The organism is Sphingomonas sp. BL-S-28 (assembly GCF_055521515.1).
The window spans coordinates 1,768,757-1,788,343 of sequence record NZ_CM145484.1 but is presented as its reverse complement, the minus strand read 5'-3'; the positions used below and the strand labels follow the sequence as shown (position 1 = coordinate 1,788,343).

Annotated in this window: 15 protein-coding genes and 1 tRNA gene; 7 read left to right on the top strand and 9 right to left on the bottom strand. The window is 62.5% G+C overall.

The features are described from left to right. Window positions 1-98: 98 nt before the first annotated feature. The 3 genes from ACZ1JC_RS17180 to ACZ1JC_RS17170 all read right to left on the bottom strand — a co-directional run bounded on the left by ACZ1JC_RS17180 (window position 99) and on the right by ACZ1JC_RS17170 (window position 4,322). Window positions 99-2,081 (bottom strand): alkyl/aryl-sulfatase, encoded by a 1,983-nt coding sequence (locus ACZ1JC_RS17180; protein WP_465135721.1) that lies wholly within the window; start codon window positions 2,079-2,081, stop codon window positions 99-101. A gap of 532 nt (window positions 2,082-2,613) precedes the next feature. After that, entirely contained in the window at window positions 2,614-3,342 is a 729-nt protein-coding gene (locus ACZ1JC_RS17175; protein ID WP_465135722.1) for an ATP-binding cassette domain-containing protein, read from the bottom strand. Next, window positions 3,339-4,322 (bottom strand): hypothetical protein, encoded by a 984-nt coding sequence (locus ACZ1JC_RS17170; RefSeq protein ID WP_465135723.1) that lies wholly within the window; start codon window positions 4,320-4,322, stop codon window positions 3,339-3,341. Before ACZ1JC_RS17170 ends, ACZ1JC_RS17175 begins: the two co-directional genes overlap by 4 nt. Window positions 4,323-4,799: 477 nt before the next feature. Here ACZ1JC_RS17170 and ACZ1JC_RS17165 point away from each other — a divergent pair, with 477 nt between their 5' ends. After that, entirely contained in the window at window positions 4,800-5,708 is a 909-nt protein-coding gene (locus ACZ1JC_RS17165) for an alpha/beta hydrolase (protein ID WP_465138565.1), read from the top strand. Between the two features lie 305 nt (window positions 5,709-6,013). Here ACZ1JC_RS17165 and ACZ1JC_RS17160 read toward each other — a convergent pair whose 3' ends face one another. The 3 genes from ACZ1JC_RS17160 to ACZ1JC_RS17150 form a co-directional block, all read right to left on the bottom strand. After that, a complete protein-coding gene (locus ACZ1JC_RS17160) occupies window positions 6,014-7,300 on the bottom strand; it encodes a tyrosine-type recombinase/integrase (protein ID WP_465135724.1) in 1,287 nt (428 codons plus the stop codon). 220 nt (window positions 7,301-7,520) lie between these two features. Beyond that, window positions 7,521-7,595: transfer RNA gene (locus ACZ1JC_RS17155), tRNA-Gln, on the bottom strand. Between the two features lie 23 nt (window positions 7,596-7,618). After that, window positions 7,619-8,851 (bottom strand): glycoside hydrolase family 76 protein, encoded by a 1,233-nt coding sequence (locus ACZ1JC_RS17150; RefSeq protein WP_465135725.1) that lies wholly within the window; start codon window positions 8,849-8,851, stop codon window positions 7,619-7,621. Between the two features lie 158 nt (window positions 8,852-9,009). Here ACZ1JC_RS17150 and ACZ1JC_RS17145 point away from each other — a divergent pair, with 158 nt between their 5' ends. Then, the gene (locus ACZ1JC_RS17145) at window positions 9,010-9,921 is read left to right on the top strand and encodes an SMP-30/gluconolactonase/LRE family protein (RefSeq protein ID WP_465135726.1); all 912 of its coding nucleotides are present in this window, start codon (window positions 9,010-9,012) and stop codon (window positions 9,919-9,921) included. 18 nt (window positions 9,922-9,939) lie between these two features. Here the strand turns inward: ACZ1JC_RS17145 and ACZ1JC_RS17140 are convergent, their stop codons facing one another. Beyond that, window positions 9,940-10,464 carry a nuclear transport factor 2 family protein gene (locus tag ACZ1JC_RS17140; protein WP_465135727.1) on the bottom strand — a complete coding sequence of 175 codons (525 nt, stop codon included), beginning with the start codon at window positions 10,462-10,464 and terminating at the stop codon, window positions 9,940-9,942. 14 nt (window positions 10,465-10,478) lie between these two features. Next, on the bottom strand, window positions 10,479-11,657 hold the full coding sequence (locus ACZ1JC_RS17135; protein ID WP_465135728.1) for an FAS1-like dehydratase domain-containing protein: 1,179 nt from the start codon (window positions 11,655-11,657) through the stop codon (window positions 10,479-10,481). Between the two features lie 215 nt (window positions 11,658-11,872). On the opposite strand from ACZ1JC_RS17135, the gene ACZ1JC_RS17130 reads away from it, so the two are divergent. The 5 genes from ACZ1JC_RS17130 (at window position 11,873) to ACZ1JC_RS17110 (ending at window position 17,555) form a co-directional block, all read left to right on the top strand. Then, a complete protein-coding gene (locus ACZ1JC_RS17130; protein WP_465135729.1) occupies window positions 11,873-12,667 on the top strand; it encodes an SDR family oxidoreductase in 795 nt (264 codons plus the stop codon). 219 nt (window positions 12,668-12,886) lie between these two features. Then, window positions 12,887-13,465, top strand: coding sequence for an HD domain-containing protein (locus ACZ1JC_RS17125; RefSeq protein WP_465135730.1), 579 nt, complete (start codon window positions 12,887-12,889; stop codon window positions 13,463-13,465). A 214-nt stretch (window positions 13,466-13,679) separates the two neighbouring features. Continuing rightward, the gene (locus ACZ1JC_RS17120) at window positions 13,680-15,434 is read left to right on the top strand and encodes a chloride channel protein (RefSeq protein ID WP_465135731.1); all 1,755 of its coding nucleotides are present in this window, start codon (window positions 13,680-13,682) and stop codon (window positions 15,432-15,434) included. A 219-nt stretch (window positions 15,435-15,653) separates the two neighbouring features. Then, entirely contained in the window at window positions 15,654-16,223 is a 570-nt protein-coding gene (locus ACZ1JC_RS17115) for a TetR/AcrR family transcriptional regulator (RefSeq protein WP_465135732.1), read from the top strand. Window positions 16,224-16,247: 24 nt separating this feature from the next. Continuing rightward, the gene (locus ACZ1JC_RS17110; RefSeq protein WP_465135733.1) at window positions 16,248-17,555 is read left to right on the top strand and encodes a glycoside hydrolase family 1 protein; all 1,308 of its coding nucleotides are present in this window, start codon (window positions 16,248-16,250) and stop codon (window positions 17,553-17,555) included. 103 nt (window positions 17,556-17,658) lie between these two features. Here ACZ1JC_RS17110 and ACZ1JC_RS17105 read toward each other — a convergent pair whose 3' ends face one another. After that, the gene (locus ACZ1JC_RS17105; protein ID WP_465135734.1) at window positions 17,659-19,578 is read right to left on the bottom strand and encodes a CocE/NonD family hydrolase; all 1,920 of its coding nucleotides are present in this window, start codon (window positions 19,576-19,578) and stop codon (window positions 17,659-17,661) included. Window positions 19,579-19,587 lie beyond the last annotated feature (9 nt).

Below are 19,587 nucleotides of genomic sequence, written 5' to 3'. Positions count from 1 at the left end.
TCCGGATTTCCCGCGCGACCTGCTCTAACCCAGCTTTCACGAAATACCGTTCCTCGGGGCAGCCTCCTTCCCGTCGTATGCGTACGATCACTGCCGTCCTAAGGCGTGACAATGTTGAACCAGAATTCGAAGCTGTCGAGGTTCGTCACCAGATCCTGAAGTTTCGTCTGGTCGCCGGAGACCTTGACGTCGCCCGACGCGACCGCGTCGGAAAGCTTGGTTTGCTGCAAAATGATCTTGTTCAAAGTATCGCGCGAGAGCGTAATCGTGGCGTCCGCATCGCTTGCTGTTCCCGAAGAATGGTTGAGGACGCCATTCTCAAGTTCCAGGAAGTAAGTGCCGTCCTTGCCAAGGTCGAGATTCAGCTTGGCGTGGGCACTCGCCGCCTTTTGCGCGTTGAGGCGCACTGCAAGATAATCGAGGAACATGTCGACCGACATTGCCCTGACCGTGTCCGGACTGGCGGTATTGGGCGTCGGCAGTTTGGCCACTCCCTTCCGCAGTTCCTGGGCGCCTGTCAGGTAAAAGTTACGCCACGGCCCAGACTCTGCCTGGTAGCCCAATTGCTCGAGCGCGTCGGCTTCCAGATTTTTGGCGGCCTGGTTGTTCGGATCCGCGAACACGACATGATGAACGACCTGCGCTACCCAGCGATATTCGCCTTTGTCATAGGACGCCTTCGCTCGCTTGAGCACTTCGTCGGCTCCGCCCATAAATTCGACGTACTTCCTGCTTGCTTCCACCGGCTCCAATTCGTGAAGTGTGGCCGGATTGCCATCGAACCAGCCGAGATAGAGGACATACGTCGCAGCGACGTCATGATAGACGGAGCCGTAATAGCCCCGGTTGGCCCATACGTTTCCAAGGCTGTCGGGCATTTTGAATGACTCTGCGATCTCCCGCATTGTCATGCCTTGGTTGGCCATGCGCAGCGTCTCGTCATTGATATATCTGTAGAGGTCACGCTGGCTTTTCAGAAGTGCGACCGCCTTGCCATTTCCCCAGGTGGGCCAGTGGTGCTGCGCGAAGATCACATCGACCTTGTCGCCCCACATGGCGAGCGCCTGATTCAGGTACTTTGACCAAGGCAATGGCTCGCGAATTTTAGCACCGCGCAGCGAGTAGGTATTATGGAGGGTGTGTGTCGCATCCTCAGCAGACTCCATCGCCCGCTTTTCCTCAATGAACCACATCATTTCAGCGGGCGCCTCGGACCCGGGTGCCATCAGAAATTCGTAGGTAAGGCCGTCGATGACATGCTTCTCACCGGTTTTTGCAACGATGTCAGTTGGAGGAATAAGCGTAACGGTTCCTGCTGACGTAGTAGTCCCAAGCCCCGCGCCAACCTGACCCTTGGGGTCGGGTTTCAACAGGTTGCCGTACATATAGCTGGCCCGGCGGCTCATGGCGTTGCCGGCCATCACGTTTTCGGCCACCGCTGCTTCCAGGAAACCTTCAGGCGCGTAAATCTTCACTTTCCCCGCTGCCACATCCGTTTCGCTGACAACGCCTTTCACGCCGCCATAATGGTCCACGTGACTGTGGGTATAGATGACCGCCTTCACCGGCTTATTCCCGCGATTCTTGAAGTACAGCGCCATGCCGGCCTTGGCCGTCTCCGCAGAAATCAGCGGGTCAACGACGGTCAATCCTTCCTTGCCTTCGATAATCGTCATGTTCGAAAGGTCGGCGTTGCGAATTTGGTAAATTCCCGGCACGACTTCGAACAGGCCGCTGACCGTGATCAGTTGTGCCTGCCGCCAAAGACTGGGGTTCACAGTGGCGGGCGCGGCGGCATCCTGTTTGATGAAACTGTATTGCTTCGGATTCCAGATCACATTGCCGGCTTCGCCCTTGATGGTGCCTTCTGGCAGAGGCGCAATCAGGCCGCGGCGTGCATCTTCAAAGTCCGATTTGTCGGCAAATGGCAAGGTACGAAGCAATGTCTCGTTTGCCTCCTTGGTAGCCTCCGTCGCATCGTTGCGAGGATCCTGACTCTGCGAAGAGACCGGTCCGGCCACCAAAGCGCTCAGCAACAGGCCCGAGATCGAAACTCGTGAGACCGAGACAGATGCTTTCATGCTTCTCTCACCTTCATCAAGATCGCCTGACGCATTCGAATTTGGAAAAATTAAACAGTCTCGACGTCATGAAATAGGCGGAGCCTAATCACCGGCCGGTCGCATTATTCCGGCGAATTGCACGCTGATAGATATGCGCATATTGGTAGTGTTATGTATATTCCTCGGATTTTGTCCTCCGCGCAGTCATTACAGCAATCGGGACCATACCGCTCGATTCGTACTATGCCGGTGGCACTGCCAAGGTGAGATCCATTGCTGCAATAGGCCATTCACGCAAAATTCGTAGTGGGAACGCTGCAGTCATTCGCTTCTGAGCCCGCTTCGGTTGCGATGGCCTTGTGGCAGCTTTCTCAATTATGTCACCGAAAGCTGCCGGTCCCTTCACGGCCAGTCTTGGGCGTTCAGATTGGAAAAGCGGCTGGTCCGCACCTGGGGAGTGAAAATCGGCGGCTGAGTGCCCGGAATGGGTCGAGCGCGGAAACGCGCTACTACGCGCGCCGTTCCTGCCTAGTTGCTATTATTCCGCCGGTTACCTGGCTGCTCCAGATCGAAGGAGGTCGATCGTCTGCCGCTCGAAGGCTAGGGGATTTCGGGCAGCAGTCCGCAACATATCTTCATCCAGCGCCAACGCGATCTTGCCACCCGCAAGCATGAGGCCAGCATCGCAGGCGGAGGCCAATGTTCCAAGGTCATGGAGGGCGGTTATCAGTGTGAGGCCGCCATCAACCATTTGCCGTAGTACCTCGCGAAGATCGAAGATCGCGACGGGATCGAGCCAATTGAACGGCTCATCCAAGATAACGAGCCGGTGACCACCCGCGAACGCTGCGGCGACCGCGATCCTTTGCCGCATCCCGGCGGAGCAATCGCCAATCCAGCGATCGAGCAATGGGGACAAGTCCAATGCTTCATGCAGAGCGCCAAGGCGGACGCGGACATCGTCCATAGTCCCTCCGACGAGTTCGAGAACATCGCGTCCTCGCAACGCATCCGGAAGCTTGTCGGCTGGAGGGGAAAAGCCGAAAAGCATCGCGCGACCGGCGCGATCCCAAGTTTGTTCCTCGCCGTTCACCCAACATGATCCGGATGTGAACGGCAATCTCCCGGCGAGTGCCCGCAGCAGGCTGGTCTTGCCCGATCCATTTGCGCCGATAAGGCCGAACCATGATCCACGCGTGACCGTCAGATCGACGCCTTGTATGACCCGCCGTCCATTACGCTCGACCGCTACATCGACGAGATGGATCGCGGATTTCATGCCAGCAACCATGTGTTTGCGCGGCCCTTGCGTTGCAGCTGCCAGAGCATGGCGAAGGCAACGACGGGGAAAGCCATCGGCATGAAAAAAGCAACGAACATGAGCAGCGCTGCGAATAGGGAGACGAGGAGATCGGCAAGCCGCTTGCCGTGCTGCCGGTATGCAAGGATTCGTAAAGTCAGGAGAAACAGCGCCGCAGCGCATGCAGCAACAACGACGCCAGCTGCGGCCGGCCCGACGATGAGACAACTTCCCGGCATCGCTACAGCAAGGAATGACGCCATACCCCTGCTATGGAGAACAATGATGTGCGACGATCCATGCCCAACGATGGTCATGAAACGGACGGCACTGTCATCGATCATGGTCAATGTTAGGGTGGCCAGTATCGCTTCGATGCCGACGACAACCGTCAGTGCGTTGGTGTCCAGTCCCCACGCTGGCAGCACCGACAGAAACAAGATCACAGCCGCAATGACCCCGGCGATCGGACGGTGCAGCCAAGCTCGAATTGTCCATCCGGGGCGGGGCGTGCCGGTGACGCGCTTCGGTGTCCTGAAGCAATTCGTCAGACCGGCGAGTAGCGCCCCACCTAAATAAGCGGGAACGCTCACGACCAGTAGTGACGGCCGGGCAGCCAGCGTTACCAGGATCAGTAGCGCCATTCCGACGCAGTGCCATGCCGCCATATAGCGTCGGCGCGTCCGTGGATGCAGAGCATCGGCCGCGAATAGTCCGCCAGAGACGTGGAACGCGAGACGCGTCATCACAAGGCGGCCCGCCCCGAGGCCGGTCATGGCAGCAGCCGCGAATGCAACCCAAGCCGCAACCGTCCAAGGCTGGTCGGCAAACCAGGAGCGTGCCACCGCCAAAGCGCCAAGTAGCATGACGACAGCAATCGCCCGATCACGCCATAGTGCGAACGTTACCCGTAGCGTGTTCCACCCGATCATCCTGTCTTGCCGAAACAAGCGGTTCACTTCGTATTCCGTAAGATGAGCGGCTGATACCTTTTACGGCTCAGCACGTCTCCAGACCTGATCCGGGCAAACCTACTCATTATCTTCTGGGCGCCCTCGTGAATTCCAAACTCAATCATTGCATCAACTTAGCTCGGTGGAGTGCGTTGGCAACAATCCCTTGTGTAGCGCCTACAATCACGGGTCAGCGGTTTTCCCAGCGCGTGCATGTAGGATAGAAAAGCGGCCGGTCTGATCCTGGAAAGTAGAAATCGACGATGGAGTGACCGGGAACGGTCGGGGGTTCTCCATCTGACGACCCCGCGCAATGGTTGTCACAGCCAACCATCAAGCATGGGCGCAAGGCACGGACGTATAGAAAATTACTATGGAATTGCAAAATAAGCGTATTTGACCCTTTACGTTTGTAGATGTCATTCACCTTCCCAACAATAGGGGAGATGGTGGATGGCAACTGGCAAATTGGCATATTTTGTTATGGCAACTGCGTGCGTAGCAGCAACAGGGAATGCTGCTGCGCAGCCTGCCGACTATCCTGCACCCGCTCCGGCAAGCGCGCCGGTCGAGACGGGCGCCTTCCCGCTCTATGGCGCCAAGACGCCAGGATCTGCCGCCAACGAGAACTGGGCCCGATACTTCGGTAAGGACTATGGGGTCCGCAATGTCACCCGGCCCACCTTGACCCCAGTTCTTCCCGATCCCGCCAAAGCGACCGGCGCCGCTGTGATCGTGGCGCCCGGCGGCGCTTTCATGGCGCTTTCCATGTCGCATGAGGGCTGGAATGTAGCTCAGGCCCTTGCAGATCGTGGTATTGCCGCGTTCGTTCTGAAATATCGCCTCCTGCCAACCCCCAAGGATGAAGTCGAAGCCGGGAAATATGTCTGGGCCAAGATGATGGAAGGCATTCCCGATCCGACCAAGCAACCGGTGCTCACCAATCCGCAGGCGACTGAAGATGGACTTGCCGCGCTGAAGATGGTGCGCGAACATGCCGCTAAATGGGGCGTCGACCCCGCCCGTGTCGGCATGATCGGCTTTTCGGCAGGCGCCATGACCTCGCTCCAGACCGTCCTTGCCGCGAAGTCGGGCGAACGACCTGCTTTCTTCGGGTACATCTATGGCCCCCAGGCAAAGATCGATGTTCCGGCAGACGCATCGCCAATGTTCGATGCAATCGCTCTCGACGATCCCCTGTTTCCATCGATGGGCTTTCCGATTGCGCAGGCCTGGCTCGCAGCCAAGCGGCCTGTAGAAATTCATGGCTACCAGCAGGGGAGCCATGGTTTCGGGCTCGGAAAGCCAAACACCACGACAACGCTCGTGCTAGACGAATTCATCGCGTGGCTTTCTATGCAGGGATTCCTGACCGGAAAGACAGCTCCCTGACTAGTGAAGCGCCCGAAACCGGCAGGTCTCTTCACGGCCATCCTCTCGGAAGAACGATGGGAAAGCTGCCGGTCCGTTGCTGGGGCGCGAAACTGGAGCGCTGAGTGACCGGGAAGGGTCGGCAGCCGAAACCGCCGTTCTTTGTTGGGGAACGGCGGTTATCCCGACTCCGTGGCCCGGAACCCGCTGACACTTCCTTGCAGGAGGAGTCGTTATCGGGATCGCTGGTACATCATCAAGGCTAAAGCGGGTATCGTCTGCAGCCTGCCTGAGTGGCTGGGTTCTAAAACAGACGATGTGGGCGCTTACCAATCGGTTTGAAACCAGGCGAGCGTCTTCTCCGGCTTGCGCGAGGTGATCTTGTAGTCCTCTAGGACGAGCGGCGCTGCTTTCTCGGCGGAATCGAGATATTGAGCCCACCACACCATCATCTTGCGTCGATGTGGGAGATAGCGTGCCGAATTATAAACGCCTCTTACGCCGCGCGGCATATGGGCCAGTTGCATCTCGATCCAGTCCGGCATGAAAAGGCCCGACTCGTTGAGCACAGTGCTTCCGAGCGATCGAAACCCGTGGACCGTGGCTTTCCCGCGCAGGCCCATCCGGTACATGACGTCGAGCATGCGGTTCTCGCTGATGACATCTGAGCGCGATCCGGCGACCGGAAAGAGGTACTTTCCGAGGCGCTCGTTGCCCGCTTTGCCGAAGGGATTAGCGTCGCGGATCTGGCGCAGCAGTTCTACGGCCTGTGGTGGCAGCGGCACCAAGTGTTCCGAACGCATCTTCATGCGCTCGGCCGGTATACGCCACAGCGGCTCACCGCTTCCAAGCCCTTCGAATTCGGTCCACTGCGCGAATCGGGTCTCCTGAGTGCGAACCATGGTGAGAATGGTCCAGCGAAGCGCGAGATGGCTCAGGCGTGACCCTTCGTCGGCGCTCAGACGGGCGAAGAATTCGGGGAGTTCCTTGATTTCGATCTTGGCGCGGTGGCGGACTGGGGGCGGCTTGATCATTGCGGCAGACAAGTCTCGGCAAGGATCGCTTTCGCAGCGTCCGTCGGGAATGCCGAATCGGAATATCTCGCTGCAATGGTTCTTGATGCGGTGCGCCATCTCATAGGAGCCGCGAGCCTCGATGACGCGCAATACTTCCAGCATCGTGCGGGGGAGGATGGAGCGGATTGGCTTGTCGCCGATGACGGGAAGGATATCGCTCTGGAGCCGCCCTTCGATAAGCCGGGCATAGCGGGGCGACCAGGCCGGGCGGCGAGCCTCGATCCATTCTCGGGTGAGCATCTCGAACGTCGTCTTGTCGGCGGCGACCTGAAACTTCGCCTCCTTTTTATGGGCAATAGGATCTATGCCCGTTGCGACAAGGTCTTTCATTTCCTCGGCCCAAACGCGGGCGCGGTGCAGGCTCACGGCGGGATACTCGCCGCCGTCAACAGTCTTCTGCTTGCCGGCGAAGCGGTAGGCGAGGCGCCACCGCTTTTTTCCGCTCGGCATGGCAACAATATGCAGGCCGCCGCCATCGGATTTCTTGATCTGCTTGTCGCAGGCGTTGAGGGTGGTGAGGAATTGATCGGTCAGCATGGTCGGCACTCCGGCTTTGCCGTCGCGGATCCGAAACCTGCTTGGTCCAGTTTGCTGCCTTCGAGGCCTGTTTTTACCAACAGGTTGGCCAACAAATCGCATGAAACTGTCTGATCGGAATGGCTCCGGTGTGGGACAGAATACGCGAATTAAGCCATTGAAAACAGACTTTTTTATTGAGACCCCTTGAGACCTTGTTGGTCAAAATGGGTCAAAATATTGGCTGGGGCGGCAGGATTCGAACCTGCGAATGCCGGTACCAAAAACCGGTGCCTTACCACTTGGCGACGCCCCAGCAGGGATTGCGCGCTTAGCGGGTTAGCGGCGCGGTGAAAAGAGGCTTTGGGAGAAGTTTTCCGCAGGATCCTTCGCCCCGGAATTTTCCGCCCCGGCAACCCGCGCGTCGCGGTGCGGCAGCGACATGCCGATTCCTGCCGACATCATGGCAATTCCCGCCGCCTGTGCTGCCGCGCTGGGCGTCGAGGCTCCGACTTGCGACCAGTCGCTGCCGATCGCTTGCGCACCGGATGCGCTGGATCGCCACACGGCATCGGCATTGACGCGGGCCCAGTCGGTGAGTTCCCGGCGTTCGGGCCCTTCCGCCATGTCGTCCAGCAGATGGCCGAGGTGAAACGCGAAGACGCCCTTGAAGATCAGCCCGTCCGAACCGATGGGAACCGGCTCTTTCAGGACACCCTCCGGCGTTGAGAGCCGGCGCGCGGCGGCCGTGGCAGTGTTTGCGGCAACGATGCGGTAACGGCTGTCGCCGGTGATCGTCGTCAGATCGGTGAGCCCGCCCAGCAGCACGCCCTGATTATACGTAAAATAGGGCTGTCCATTGTTGCTGCATTGTGCGTCCAGCCCGTCGTTGACCAGGCCTTCCGGGCCGATCATCGAGGAGTGTTCGAACCAGTTCCACGTGCGCAGCGCCCAGTCGCGATAGCCCGGCTCTCCGGTCGCCAGAAACATTTGGGTGGATGCGTAGAGCAGCAGTTCGTTGGTGATCGCGTTCTTGTAGGTGCGCGCCGGATCCCACCACAGGCCGCCCCCGCAGCGGTCGTCCCAATAGGTGCTGACAAGGTGCTGATACGTGGAGGCCGCATAGTCCATCAGCGCGGGATCGCGGTCGGCCTGCCAGGCGTGGATGCTGGCGATGACGGCCCAGAGCGCATCGTCGTTGAGATAGAGGCCGGCACGGTTGCGCACGGCTGCAGCGATCTTGTCGTGCAACCGGCGATCGCCGGTCCGGCGCTGATAGTCGAGCAAGGCGTCGACCACGACGAAGCGCTGCCATGCCTCGATCCCGTTCCAATCGGCGGGCTTGCCCCATTGCGTATCGAGATAGTCGACCGCCATGCGGGTCCGGTCCGGCCATGCCGCGTCTGGCTGCGGGGGCGGGGTCGCCGCCTGGGCAATTGCCGGCGCCGCCATCAGCGCCATGAGCAGGCCGGGCAGCCCGCGCAACAGCGCGCATCGCATCCCGAAAGCAGACACCGTCCGCATCAGCCGTACCTCGAACACGTCAATCGAGAATTCCTGTAGTCCAGACATGGGCCGATCATGGCCGCCTGAGCGCCTCCATAACAGACCCGCGCCGATCTGCGAGTCCACCCCGCCGATAACGCGGATCGCAGGCGCGCTGCCCATCTGCTTGACTCGTGCGCGCGCCATCAACAGACCCGCAGGTCAAGACAATGCGGAAGCGGAGCATGGACGAAAACGCGGCTGACCGGCCAGCGCACGTGTGCAGCGCTATCGCCGCCGGCATCTATCTGGAGGGGCTGGCGGTCGATCATGATCGCGATGCGATCTGGTACAGCGATGTGATCGGCGGCGGCATTCATGGCGTGAGACCGGATGGAACCGCAATCGCCACGCTCAACCCCGCGCGCATGTGGACCGGCGGCGTCATGATGAATGCCGACGGCTGCGTCTTGTCCAGCGGGCAAGGCGGGATCATGTGGAATGACCCGGCTTCCGGTCGATCGGGCTGGTTGATCGATACGCTGGGCGACCGCGCGGTGAATGGTATCAACGAGATGGTATCGGACGGGGCCGGCGGCATCCTGTTCGGCACCATCGACATTGCCAGCGTGATCGCCGGACAGACGCCGGAGCCCACCGAAATCTATCGGCTGACGGCAGATCGGCAAGTCATGCGCGTTGCCGAGGGCATCGGCTTTTCGAACGGCGTGATGTTCGATGCCGCCCGCAGCTACCTCTATTGCAACGACACCTTCCGCGGCACCTGGAGGTTCGACCTTGCCGCCGACTTCACCGTGACGGAGCGCCGTCTGCTGCTGGAGAAGGAAGACGCCGATGGCATGGCGCTCGACAGCGACGGCAACCTCTGGCTTACCGGCTTCCGATCCCGCCATCTGACCTGCCTTGCGCCGGATGGCCGCGAACTGGCGCATCTCGATCTTGAGAAGGGCTCGATCACGCAGCTCCGCTTTGGCGGTGCCCACATGCGCGATCTCTATTTCAACTCGGTACCTGCCGACGGCGGAGATACCTTGAAGGAGGGCGGCGAGATCACCGCACGCAACTCCCACCTCTATCGCACCCACGCGCCGGTCGCTGGGATGCGGCTGGAACCGGCGCGATTTGCGCTGGATTAGCCCGGTATAGCGGTCATCCTAATAGTTAGAGGATGAAGGAGCCACCTTCCCAAGCACGCTGACCCTGCCCCCATCCGCCTCCTTGTGCAGCGCGGCGAGGTCCAGTTTGAATTCAAGGTCTTCGCTGGGCGTCTGGACGCGCGGGTTGCCCGTCCAGTAGATTACCCGGCAAGTCCGCCGAACGATACGCCAGCCTTCCGGCGTGCGGGTCCATTCGTCGTCGTAATAGCCGCTGCCGTCCCACACCGGTGGATCGCCTGCTGCATAGCGGATCAGGCGCCATTGCCCGTAAGTCATCGAAAAGGCGCTGTTACCCTCCACCCGCACGAGGTGATTGCTCATCATGTGCTGGGTGGCGTCGAACAGGGCGTGAAAGGCACCGAACGCGTCCTTGAAGGCACCTAACTCGCTCCAACACGATCCGGGGCCGTAATCGACGGCGGCAAAGGGCAGAAAGATCCGGTCGAACAGATCCCACCGCCGGGTGTCCATGGCGAACCCGTAGAGATTCAGCCGTTCGACGATGTCCTCACGGTCCGCCATGGTGCCCTTCTCCCTTACAGCGGTAGCGAGACCGTGGCGGTGCCCTTCAGGATCGTCGCGCCGTCCTGCGTCGTCATCCGGGTTTCGACCGTGACCACCGGCATGCCGAACTCGCTGGTCTCCTGCTTGTCGATCACGGTGGCGTCCACATAGGTCACGTCGCCCTCGAACGCCGGGCTGCGGAACTGGGTCTTCGAGTGCCAGATATAGCCCTCATGCCCCGCCCAGTAGGCCACCGTGTCCAGATGCCATGCATTCATCGACGAGCCGTAGCCATAGGCGCCGCCCATGCCGACTTTCTCGGCCTTTTCCGGGTTGATGTGGCCGGAACTGGGGCCGTGGAACAGGCCATCCGCCTGACGCGGATCGATCTTGCGTGCTTCGAAATCGTAAGTCATGTCGCCGCCGAAGCCTGCATCTTCCTGCGCCGGATCGTAGACGCCCTCGGGCACATTCCAGCGCCAGGTGCCCCAGATGTTCTGCCGGTGCGCGCGGCATTCCAGCGCGAAAGTGACGCGGCTGTGCGGGCCGATCACGCGGCGCGGCAGCGCGTCGCCCACGTTCACGGCGCTCCAACGCGGCGAAATCCCCTCGCGGCCAGACTTGATCCAGTCCAGCCGGATCTTCGCCACTTCATCCAGTTCCGCCTTGGTCCAAAGCTTCGGCGCGCGGCTTTCCTTGTCATAGACCTTGCGCTTGTTCGCCTCCTCCACGAGGTAGCGGATCGAGGTTGCCCGCTCCTTGGCAACAAGCGCGCCGTGCTGGTTGCGGTGCACGGTATCGCCATCGGCGAACATCGTCGGCCCGGCAAAGCCTGTCTCGGCAATGCGATAGCCAGCGAAGGTGCGTTCCTGCGTCAGCTTGTCTCCGGGGCGGACGGGGTTGCCGTAGAACCACCACTCCTCACCCGCGAAGATCAGGTGAGAGCCGGGAATCTTGCCCACGCAGGACGGGTGGCAACCGTGGCCATAGTCCATCGCCACGGTGAAGCTCTGCGGCGCCACGATGCCGCCGAACTTGCTGGCGCGCGCGAAATTCTCGTCCCAGTGCAAGGGGTTGGCATAGTCCATCGCCTGTGCCCAGCGGCGGATGTCGGTGGCATTGCAGGGGTCCCAGAACTCCGCGAAGATGACGGGCTTGCCCACCCACTTGTCGACGTCGCTGGTGTCCAGCACAACATCCCCTTCGGCCATTTCACTCTCTCCGCATGCTTGTTTGCGTGACGGTCTTCCACTGCCGCCTGTCGCTCGCCTGACCGAAGGTGCAGCCTGATCGGCAATCGGCGCAAGCAGGATAAGGCCATCGCGTGGGAGCGATACTTGCCGCCCGCCCGCATTCTCCCCGCGCGGGCGCCTGCCGAGTTGCGCTAGCCCTTGGCGCAAATACGAATCGTGCCGGGAGACCATTGATGAAGATCGACACCACGCTTGCCGCCGTCGTTACCGGCGGTGCATCGGGCCTTGGCCGGGCGAGCGCCAAGGCTCTGGCCGATGCCGGCGTGAAAGTGGCCGTGTTCGACATCAGCGAGGAAGCGGGCGAAGCTTTCGCGGCCGAAATCGGCGGCGTGTTCTGCAAGGTGAACATCCTTGACGAGGAAAGCGTAGAGGCCGGCTTTGCCAAGGCCCGCGCCGCGCATGGGCAGGAACGCGTGGTGGTACACTGCGCGGTGGTGGCCGGCGGCGGCAAGACCGTTTCGTTCGACAAGGCCACCGGCGCCTACAAGCGCGCGCCGACCGAGCAGATCGCCAAGTCGGCCGACGGCATCTTCACCGCATCCTACCGCGTCGCCTCCATCGCGGCCCTCGGCATGGCCAATTCCGACCCCGTCAATGACGATGGCGAGCGCGGCTGCATCATCCTCACTTCCTCCGCCGCTTCGCAGGACGGCCAGATCGGCCAGGTCGCCTATGGCGGCGGCAAGGGCGCGGTGAATGCCATGGTGCTGCCGATGGCGCGCGACCTGATGGACCTGGGCATTCGCGTCAACGCCATCCTGCCCGGCACGTTCGCCACCCCGCCGATGCTGCGGGTGAAGGAGATGAACGAGGCGGTCTACGAAGGGCTGGGCAAGGCCGTGCCCTTCCCCAAGCGCCTGGGCAATCCGGACGAGTTCGCCTCTCTGGTGCTGGAGCTGACGCGCAACACGTACTTCAACGGCCAGTGCATCCGCCTTGATGGCGGCATTCGCATGCCGCCGAAGTAAGCGGCGGCCCCTACCAATCACATCGTCGCCCCCGCGAAGGCGGGGGCCCCGCTTCCTTCTGCCTCCGCGGAGAAGAACAAGCGGGATCCCCGCCTTCGCGGGGATGACGGGGTGTTTTGGCGATTGGTTTGAGCGAGGTTGAGAAGAATTTCCCCGCCCCTCGCTTGAGAATCGCCGGACATGATTCCAGAGCGCTCCGCATCTGGAGGCTCGCAAACAATGCAGAACGTCATCGACTTCGTCATGGAACTGGACCGGCTCAAGGCCGTCACCCGCAAGGTGAAGCCGATCGGGCTGGACCGTTACGAGAACTCGGCCGAACATAGCTGGCAGATCGCGCTCTTTGCGGTGGCGTTGGCGCCCTATGCCGTGGGTGCGCCCGACATCGGGCGGGTCATGGCGATGCTGCTGGTCCACGACATCGGCGAGATCGAGACCGGCGATGTCATGGTGTTCTTCGAGGAAGGTCTGGCAGACCGCAAGCAGGCCGAACGCGCGGCGATAGACCGGATCTTCGGCATCCTGCCCGATGCCGAGGCGGATTACCTGCGCGGCCTGTGGATCGAGTTCGAGGAAGAACAGACCGCCGAGGCCCGCTTCGCCCACGCCATCGACCGCGCCATGCCGGCCCTGCTGAACTTGCGTAACGAGGGGCAGAGCTGGCGGGAGAACGGCATCAGTCATGATCGCGTAGTGAAGCGGTTGAAGCCGCAGATCAGCCTGGGTGCGCCGGCGCTGTGGGATTACATGGAGCGCGAACTGGCGGTGGCTGAGGCGAAGGGCTGGTTTGGGGCATAAGCCAAGTCCTCCCCTGCAAGGGGAGGGGGACCACCCGAAGGGTGGTGGAGGGGTGTCAGCCTTTCGGTCGCGCCACGACGCACCGGTTACACCCCTCCGTCAGCCCTAACGGGCTGCCACCTCCCCTTGCAGGGGAGGAGCTTCCATCGCAATTCCTCCTTTTCTCCCAACACCCACCTTGACTCTCCCACGCCCTGAGGCCCAATCGGCGGCGATGCGACGTCCCGCCGTCAATGCCCTCAAAGCCCTGGTCGTCCGCCAGCGACGGCGCATGCGCGAAAGCGAACTGGCGTTCATCCTGCTTGCCGTCGGCGCAGGCATCGCCGCGGGCTGGCTGACCAATCTGCAGGGCTTTCTGGCCCACGCCATCCAGCAAGTACTCTACGGCGTCACCGGCAACCGCCTGAGCGCCATCGGCGAAATCCGCCATCCGATCCGGCTGCTCGCCCTGCCCTTGGGTGGCCTCGTGTTGATCGGCATCGCCTATCTGCTGCGCCGCCGCCGCCGCGCGCCGATCGACGTGGTGGAGGCGAACGCGCTGCACAGCGGGCGGATTCCGTTCATCGACAACCTGATCATCTCCGCCCAGACCATCGTTTCCAACGGCGCCGGCGCCTCGGTCGGGCTGGAAGCAGCTTATGCGCAGATGGGCGGCGGGGTCGCCTCGGTACTGGGGCAGTGGTTCAAGCTGCGCCGCGCGGATATGCGCACTTTGGTGGGCGCAGGTGCCGGCGCGGCGGTGGGCGCAGCGTTCGGTGCGCCGCTGGCGGGGGCATTCTATGCCTTCGAGATCGTGATCGGCACTTATACCCCGGCCGCCATCGCCCCGGTCATCGCCGCCGCCTTGGGCGCCGCCTTCATCACCCGGCAACTGGGCGTGGAGCCCTATCTGATTGCCGCATCCAGCACCCGCGCGCTGACCACGCCGGACTATTTCATCTACGCCATCCTTGGCCTTGCCTGCGCGCTGGTGGGCATTCTGGTGATGCGGCTGGTGACCTTCATCGAGATCCATGTCCAGAAACTCACCCGCATCGCGAAGTGGCGCCCGCTGATCGGCGGGCTGCTGCTGATGCCGCTGGCATGGCTTTCGCCGCAGTCGCTCTCCGCCGGGCACGGGGCCATGCACCTCAACCTGGCCATGCAGCCGGCGATCCAGTTCCTGCTGATGGTGCTGGCATTGAAGATCATGGCTTCCGTCATCTCGCTCAGCTTCGGCTTTCGCGGCGGTCTGTTCTTCGCCTCGCTGTTCCTCGGCTCGCTGGTCGGGCTGATCTTTGCCGACGCGGTGCAGATGCTGCCGTTCGGTATCGAGCTGGACCCCACGCAGTCCGCACTGGTTGGCATGGCGGGCGTGGCCGTCTCCATCGTCGGAGGGCCGATGACCTTGGCGCTGCTGATCCTGGAGACCACGCACGACTTCGCGCTGATGGGCGTGGTGCTGACCGCCTCGCTGGTTTCCAGCGCCTTCACGCGGGAGACGTTCGGCTATTCGTTCTCCACGTGGCGGCTGCATATTCGCGGGTCTATCATCCGGTCCCCGCGCGACATCGGCTGGATGCTCAGCCTAACCGCCGGGCGGATCATGCGGACGGACTGGGTTTCGGCGCCGGCCAACCTGCCCCTCTCCGAATTCCGTGCGCGGGTGCCGCTGGGATCCGCCAGCAAGGCCATCCTGCTTGACGGGGACGAGCGCTATGCCGGCATCGTCACGACTGCGTCGGCCTGGAACCCCAACCTCGATCCCGAGACCGAGGTGGGCACTTTGGCGACCTTGACCGAAACCACCCTCGCCCCGGCGACCGACATCCGCGCGATGATCAAGGCGTTCGACATTGCCGTGGCGGACGAACTCGCGGTGGTGGACGGCGTGGGCAAAGTCGTCGGCGTGGTGACCGAGCGCCATGCAAGGCGCCGGTATTTCGAGGAAATCGAAGCTTCCCAGCGCGAGCTGTTCGGCGAGAGCTGACCTAGATCCTCCCCTACCGGGGGAGGTGGCAGCGCGCAGCGCTGACGGAGGGGGCTTTCGGCAGCACAGCGCCTGCCCCCTCCACCACCCTTCGGGCGGTCCCCCTCCCCCGGTGGGGGAGGATCGGCTTTCTTCGTCCCGGCGATGCCTCCCGCCCCACCCTTCCCGCCCCACACCAATCGCCTTACCTAGCGATCACTAGGTAACGAGAGGAAGCCCATGCGCACCCGCATGAACCGGGAGGATCGCCGCGCCGCGATTCTCGACAGCGCCATTGCCGTGATCGGCGAACGCGGCTTTCACGGCTTTTCGATCCGCGATCTGGCGCTGCGCTGCGCGATGACCGACGCCGGACTGCTCCACCACTTCGGCTCCAAGACCGACCTGCTGCTCGCCGTACTGGACCATCGCGACGCGCAGGACGAACACGCCATCGCCGCCCTGTTCCCCAGCGATGCAGCCCCCTGCGACCGCGCGGAAATGCTGCGCGTGCTGGCCGCCATCGTCGCCCGCAATGCGGAGCGGCCCGAACTCGTGCGCCTCTACGCCATGCTGCGGGTGGAGGCGCTGGCCGCCGATCACCCCGCGCACGCCTATTTCGTCACCCGCGACCGACTGGCGCGGCGGCGCTTCGCCGAACTGTTCGCGCCTTTGAGCGGCGCGCCCGAGTGCCTCGCCCGGCAAGTGCTGGCGGCGATGGATGGGCTGGAACTGCAGTGGCTGCTGGAGGACCGCGACTTCGACCTCGTGATGACATGGAATGAAACCGCCGACCGGCTGATCCCGTAAACCGGCGCAAACAGGGAGAGAGTAATGGATCGCAGGACAGTATTGGCCTCCGGGCTGGCGGCCGGCGCGCTGGCCACGCAGGCGGGCAAGGCGATGGCAGCGGCGCCGAAGGCGTTCCCCAAAGGCTTCAAATGGGGCACCGCCAGCGCCGCGCATCAGGTGGAGGGCAACAATACGCTTAGCGACCTCTGGCTGGTCGAACAGGTGAAGCCGACGATGTTCATGGAGCCTTCGGGCGATGCCAACAACTCCTTCGAACTCTGGCCGCGTGACCTCGATCTGGTGAAACAGATGGGGCTCGACACTTATCGCTTCTCGATCGAATGGGCCCGGATCGAGCCGCGCCCCGGCGTGTTCTCGATCGCCATGCTCGATCACTATGCACGGATCATCGAAGGCTGCCATGCGCGCGGGCTGACGCCGATGGTCACGTTCAACCACTTCACCGTGCCCCGCTGGTTCGCCGCGCAGGGCGGCTGGACGCAGAAGGACGCGGCGGACCTGTTCGCCCGCTATTGCGACAAGGCGGCGCGGCGGCTGGCGGCGGGCATGGGCTATGCCACCACGCTGAACGAGCCGAACATGATCCACCTGGTCGACAAGGGCCTGCCGCCGCAGATGGCCGGCATGGTGAAAGCGATGAACCAGGCGGCGGGTGCGGCCTGCGGGGCCAGCAACTTCAAGAACGGCATGCTGCCCGAGCATGACGACATTCCGCTGCTGGAAGAAAACATGCTGGCCGCGCACAAGGCCGGCCGCGCCGCGATCAAGGCCGCGCGTGGCGATCTGCCGGTGGGCGTCAGCCTGACCATGAGCGACGATCAGGCCGTGGGCGCGAATTCGCAGCGCGATGCGATCCGCAAGCAGTTCTATGGCGCCTGGCTGGACCTCGCGAAGCAGGACGACTTCATCGGCGTGCAGAACTATGCCCGCGCGATCTGGAATGCCGACGGTCAGGTCCAGCCGCCCGCCGATGCGCCGCGCAATCAGATGGGCACGGAAATCTACCCCGCCTCGCTGGCCGGTGCGGTCCGCTATGCCCATGAGGCGACCGGGCGCCCGGTGATGGTGACCGAACACGGCATCGGTATCGAGGACGACGCGGTGCGCGCGAAGTTCATTCCCGAAGCGCTCGCCGGGCTGCAGCAGGTAATCGCCGATGGCGTGCCGGTGCTGGGCTATGTCCACTGGACATTGGCGGACAACTTCGAATGGGTGTTCGGCTTCAAGCACAAGTACGGCCTGTGCTCTGTCGACCGCGCGACATTCGCCCGCACGCCCAAGCCGAGCGCGGCCGTGCTGGGCGCGATTGCCAAGCGCAACGCGGTGTAATCCGGCGGGCTTAGCGAAGTTTAGGAAATCTGACAGAACGCGCTGACGAGGGAGTCCGCTCCCCCGTCAGCACTTCACATCACCTCCCCACGCGGGAGAGGCTTCAGTCCTTGGCGATCGGCAGCCACACGGCGCTGGCGGCATCGCCACCATAAGTCACCGTCTCGGTCGCCTTCACATAGTCGCTGGCCTTGGCCTCCATGATCGACGGCACCCACGACTGCGGGTTGCGGTCGTAGAGCGGGAACAGGCTGGACTGCACCTGCACCATGATCTTGTGGCCCGGCAGGAACACGTGATCGACGTTCGGCAGCGACCACTGGAAGCTATAGCCCTTGCCCGATTCCAGCGGCTGCGGCTTGTCGAAACCGTTTACATAGCGGCCACGGAAGATCTCGATGCCGATGCCGAGTTCGTAGCCGGCCATTTCCGGATTGGCCGAGTTCTCCTGCGGATAGACGTCGATCAGCTTCACCACATAGTCGCTATCCTGCCCGGTGGTGCTGGCGTGCAGTTCCACCTTGGGCGCGCCCATGATGTGCACCGGCTTGTCGAGCACGCCGGTGGTGTAGCTGAGCACGTCCGGACGACCATCGACGAAGCGCTGGTCGTGGACGAGCCAGGTCTTCCACTCCTCACCCTGCATATGCACCGGGCGCGGCAGCATCGGCACCGGCTTGGCCGGATCGGACACGTAGCTGTCGCTGCCGCCAGCGGGCTTCGACCACGTGAGGCCGTAATTGCCGGCAAGGTAAAGCGGCGTGTAGTTCCCCGCCGGCCACTTCTGCGAAACCTCCCAGCCGCCCTTCGCACCCACGGCGCCGGTCGCATAGGTCAGCACCGGCGGCGTATCGCATTTCGGCGCATCGGTCTTGAGATGACAGTCGAGGAACGGCTTCATGTAATTGCGGCGGAACTGGGCGCCGGTATCGCCTTCCCACTTCAGCGGGCCCAGCTCACGCGCCTCGTAATTCACCTGCGAGTGGCGCCACGGCCCGATCGCCAGCGAAACCATGTCGTTATTGGTGTCCTGCTGCTCCAGCGCCTTGTAGACCGCCGGGGCGCCATAGCTGTCTTCCTGATCCCACTGGCCCACCACCAGCATCGTCGGCACCGTCAGCTTGCGCGCGGCCAGCAGCTTGTCCACCGCCTGACCCTGCCACCATGCGTCATAACTGGGATGTTCCAGCACCTTGCGCACCACCGGCAGTTGCAGCAGGCCATAGGCCTTGGCGTATTCCATCGCCGATCCGGCATCGAGATAGGCCCGATACTCGTCGCCCGTGCCCTTCGGCACCGCGCCGCCGCCCTTTTTGACCGTCTGGCCAAGGTCGTAATCGAAGCCGAACATGCGGAAGGCGCCGTTGTGGAACCAGTCGTCGCCCATCCAGCCGTCGACCATCGGGCTCTGCGGCACCGAAGCCTTGAGCGCCGGGTGCGGATCGATCAGCGCCATCAGCGAAGTGAAGCCGAGGTAGGACGACCCGGTGATGCCCACCTTGCCGTTGCTTTCCTTCACGTTCTTCACCAGCCAGTCGATGGTGTCGTACGTGTCGGTGGCGTGATCGACCTTCGTGGGATTCAGCGGCCCGCGCAGCGGGCGGTTCATCACGTAATCGCCTTCGGATCCGTCCAGACCGCGCACATCCTGATAGACGCGGATATAACCGTCGTTCACGAAGTCTGCGTCCGCGACCGGCAGGATTTCCTCGATCTTCTGGCTGCGGTTGCGGCTGGTCGACTTGTCGGCGTTGTAGGGGGTACGGCTGAGCAGGATCGGGCCGTCATGCGTGCCTTTGCGCATGACGATCACGGTGTAGAGCTTCTTGCCGTCTCGCATCGGGATCATCACCACGCGGCGGATGTAGTCCGCCTGCGGGCGCACCCAGTCGTACGCGGCGACCTGCTCGTTCGCCATCGTGTCGGTGTGTGCAGCAGTATCCTGCGCGGAAAGCTGCGAGGCAGCGGCGAGAGCGAGCGGCGCGGCGGCGACGCTGATGGCGATCCGAAGGTTTTTTATCATGGCCGCGAT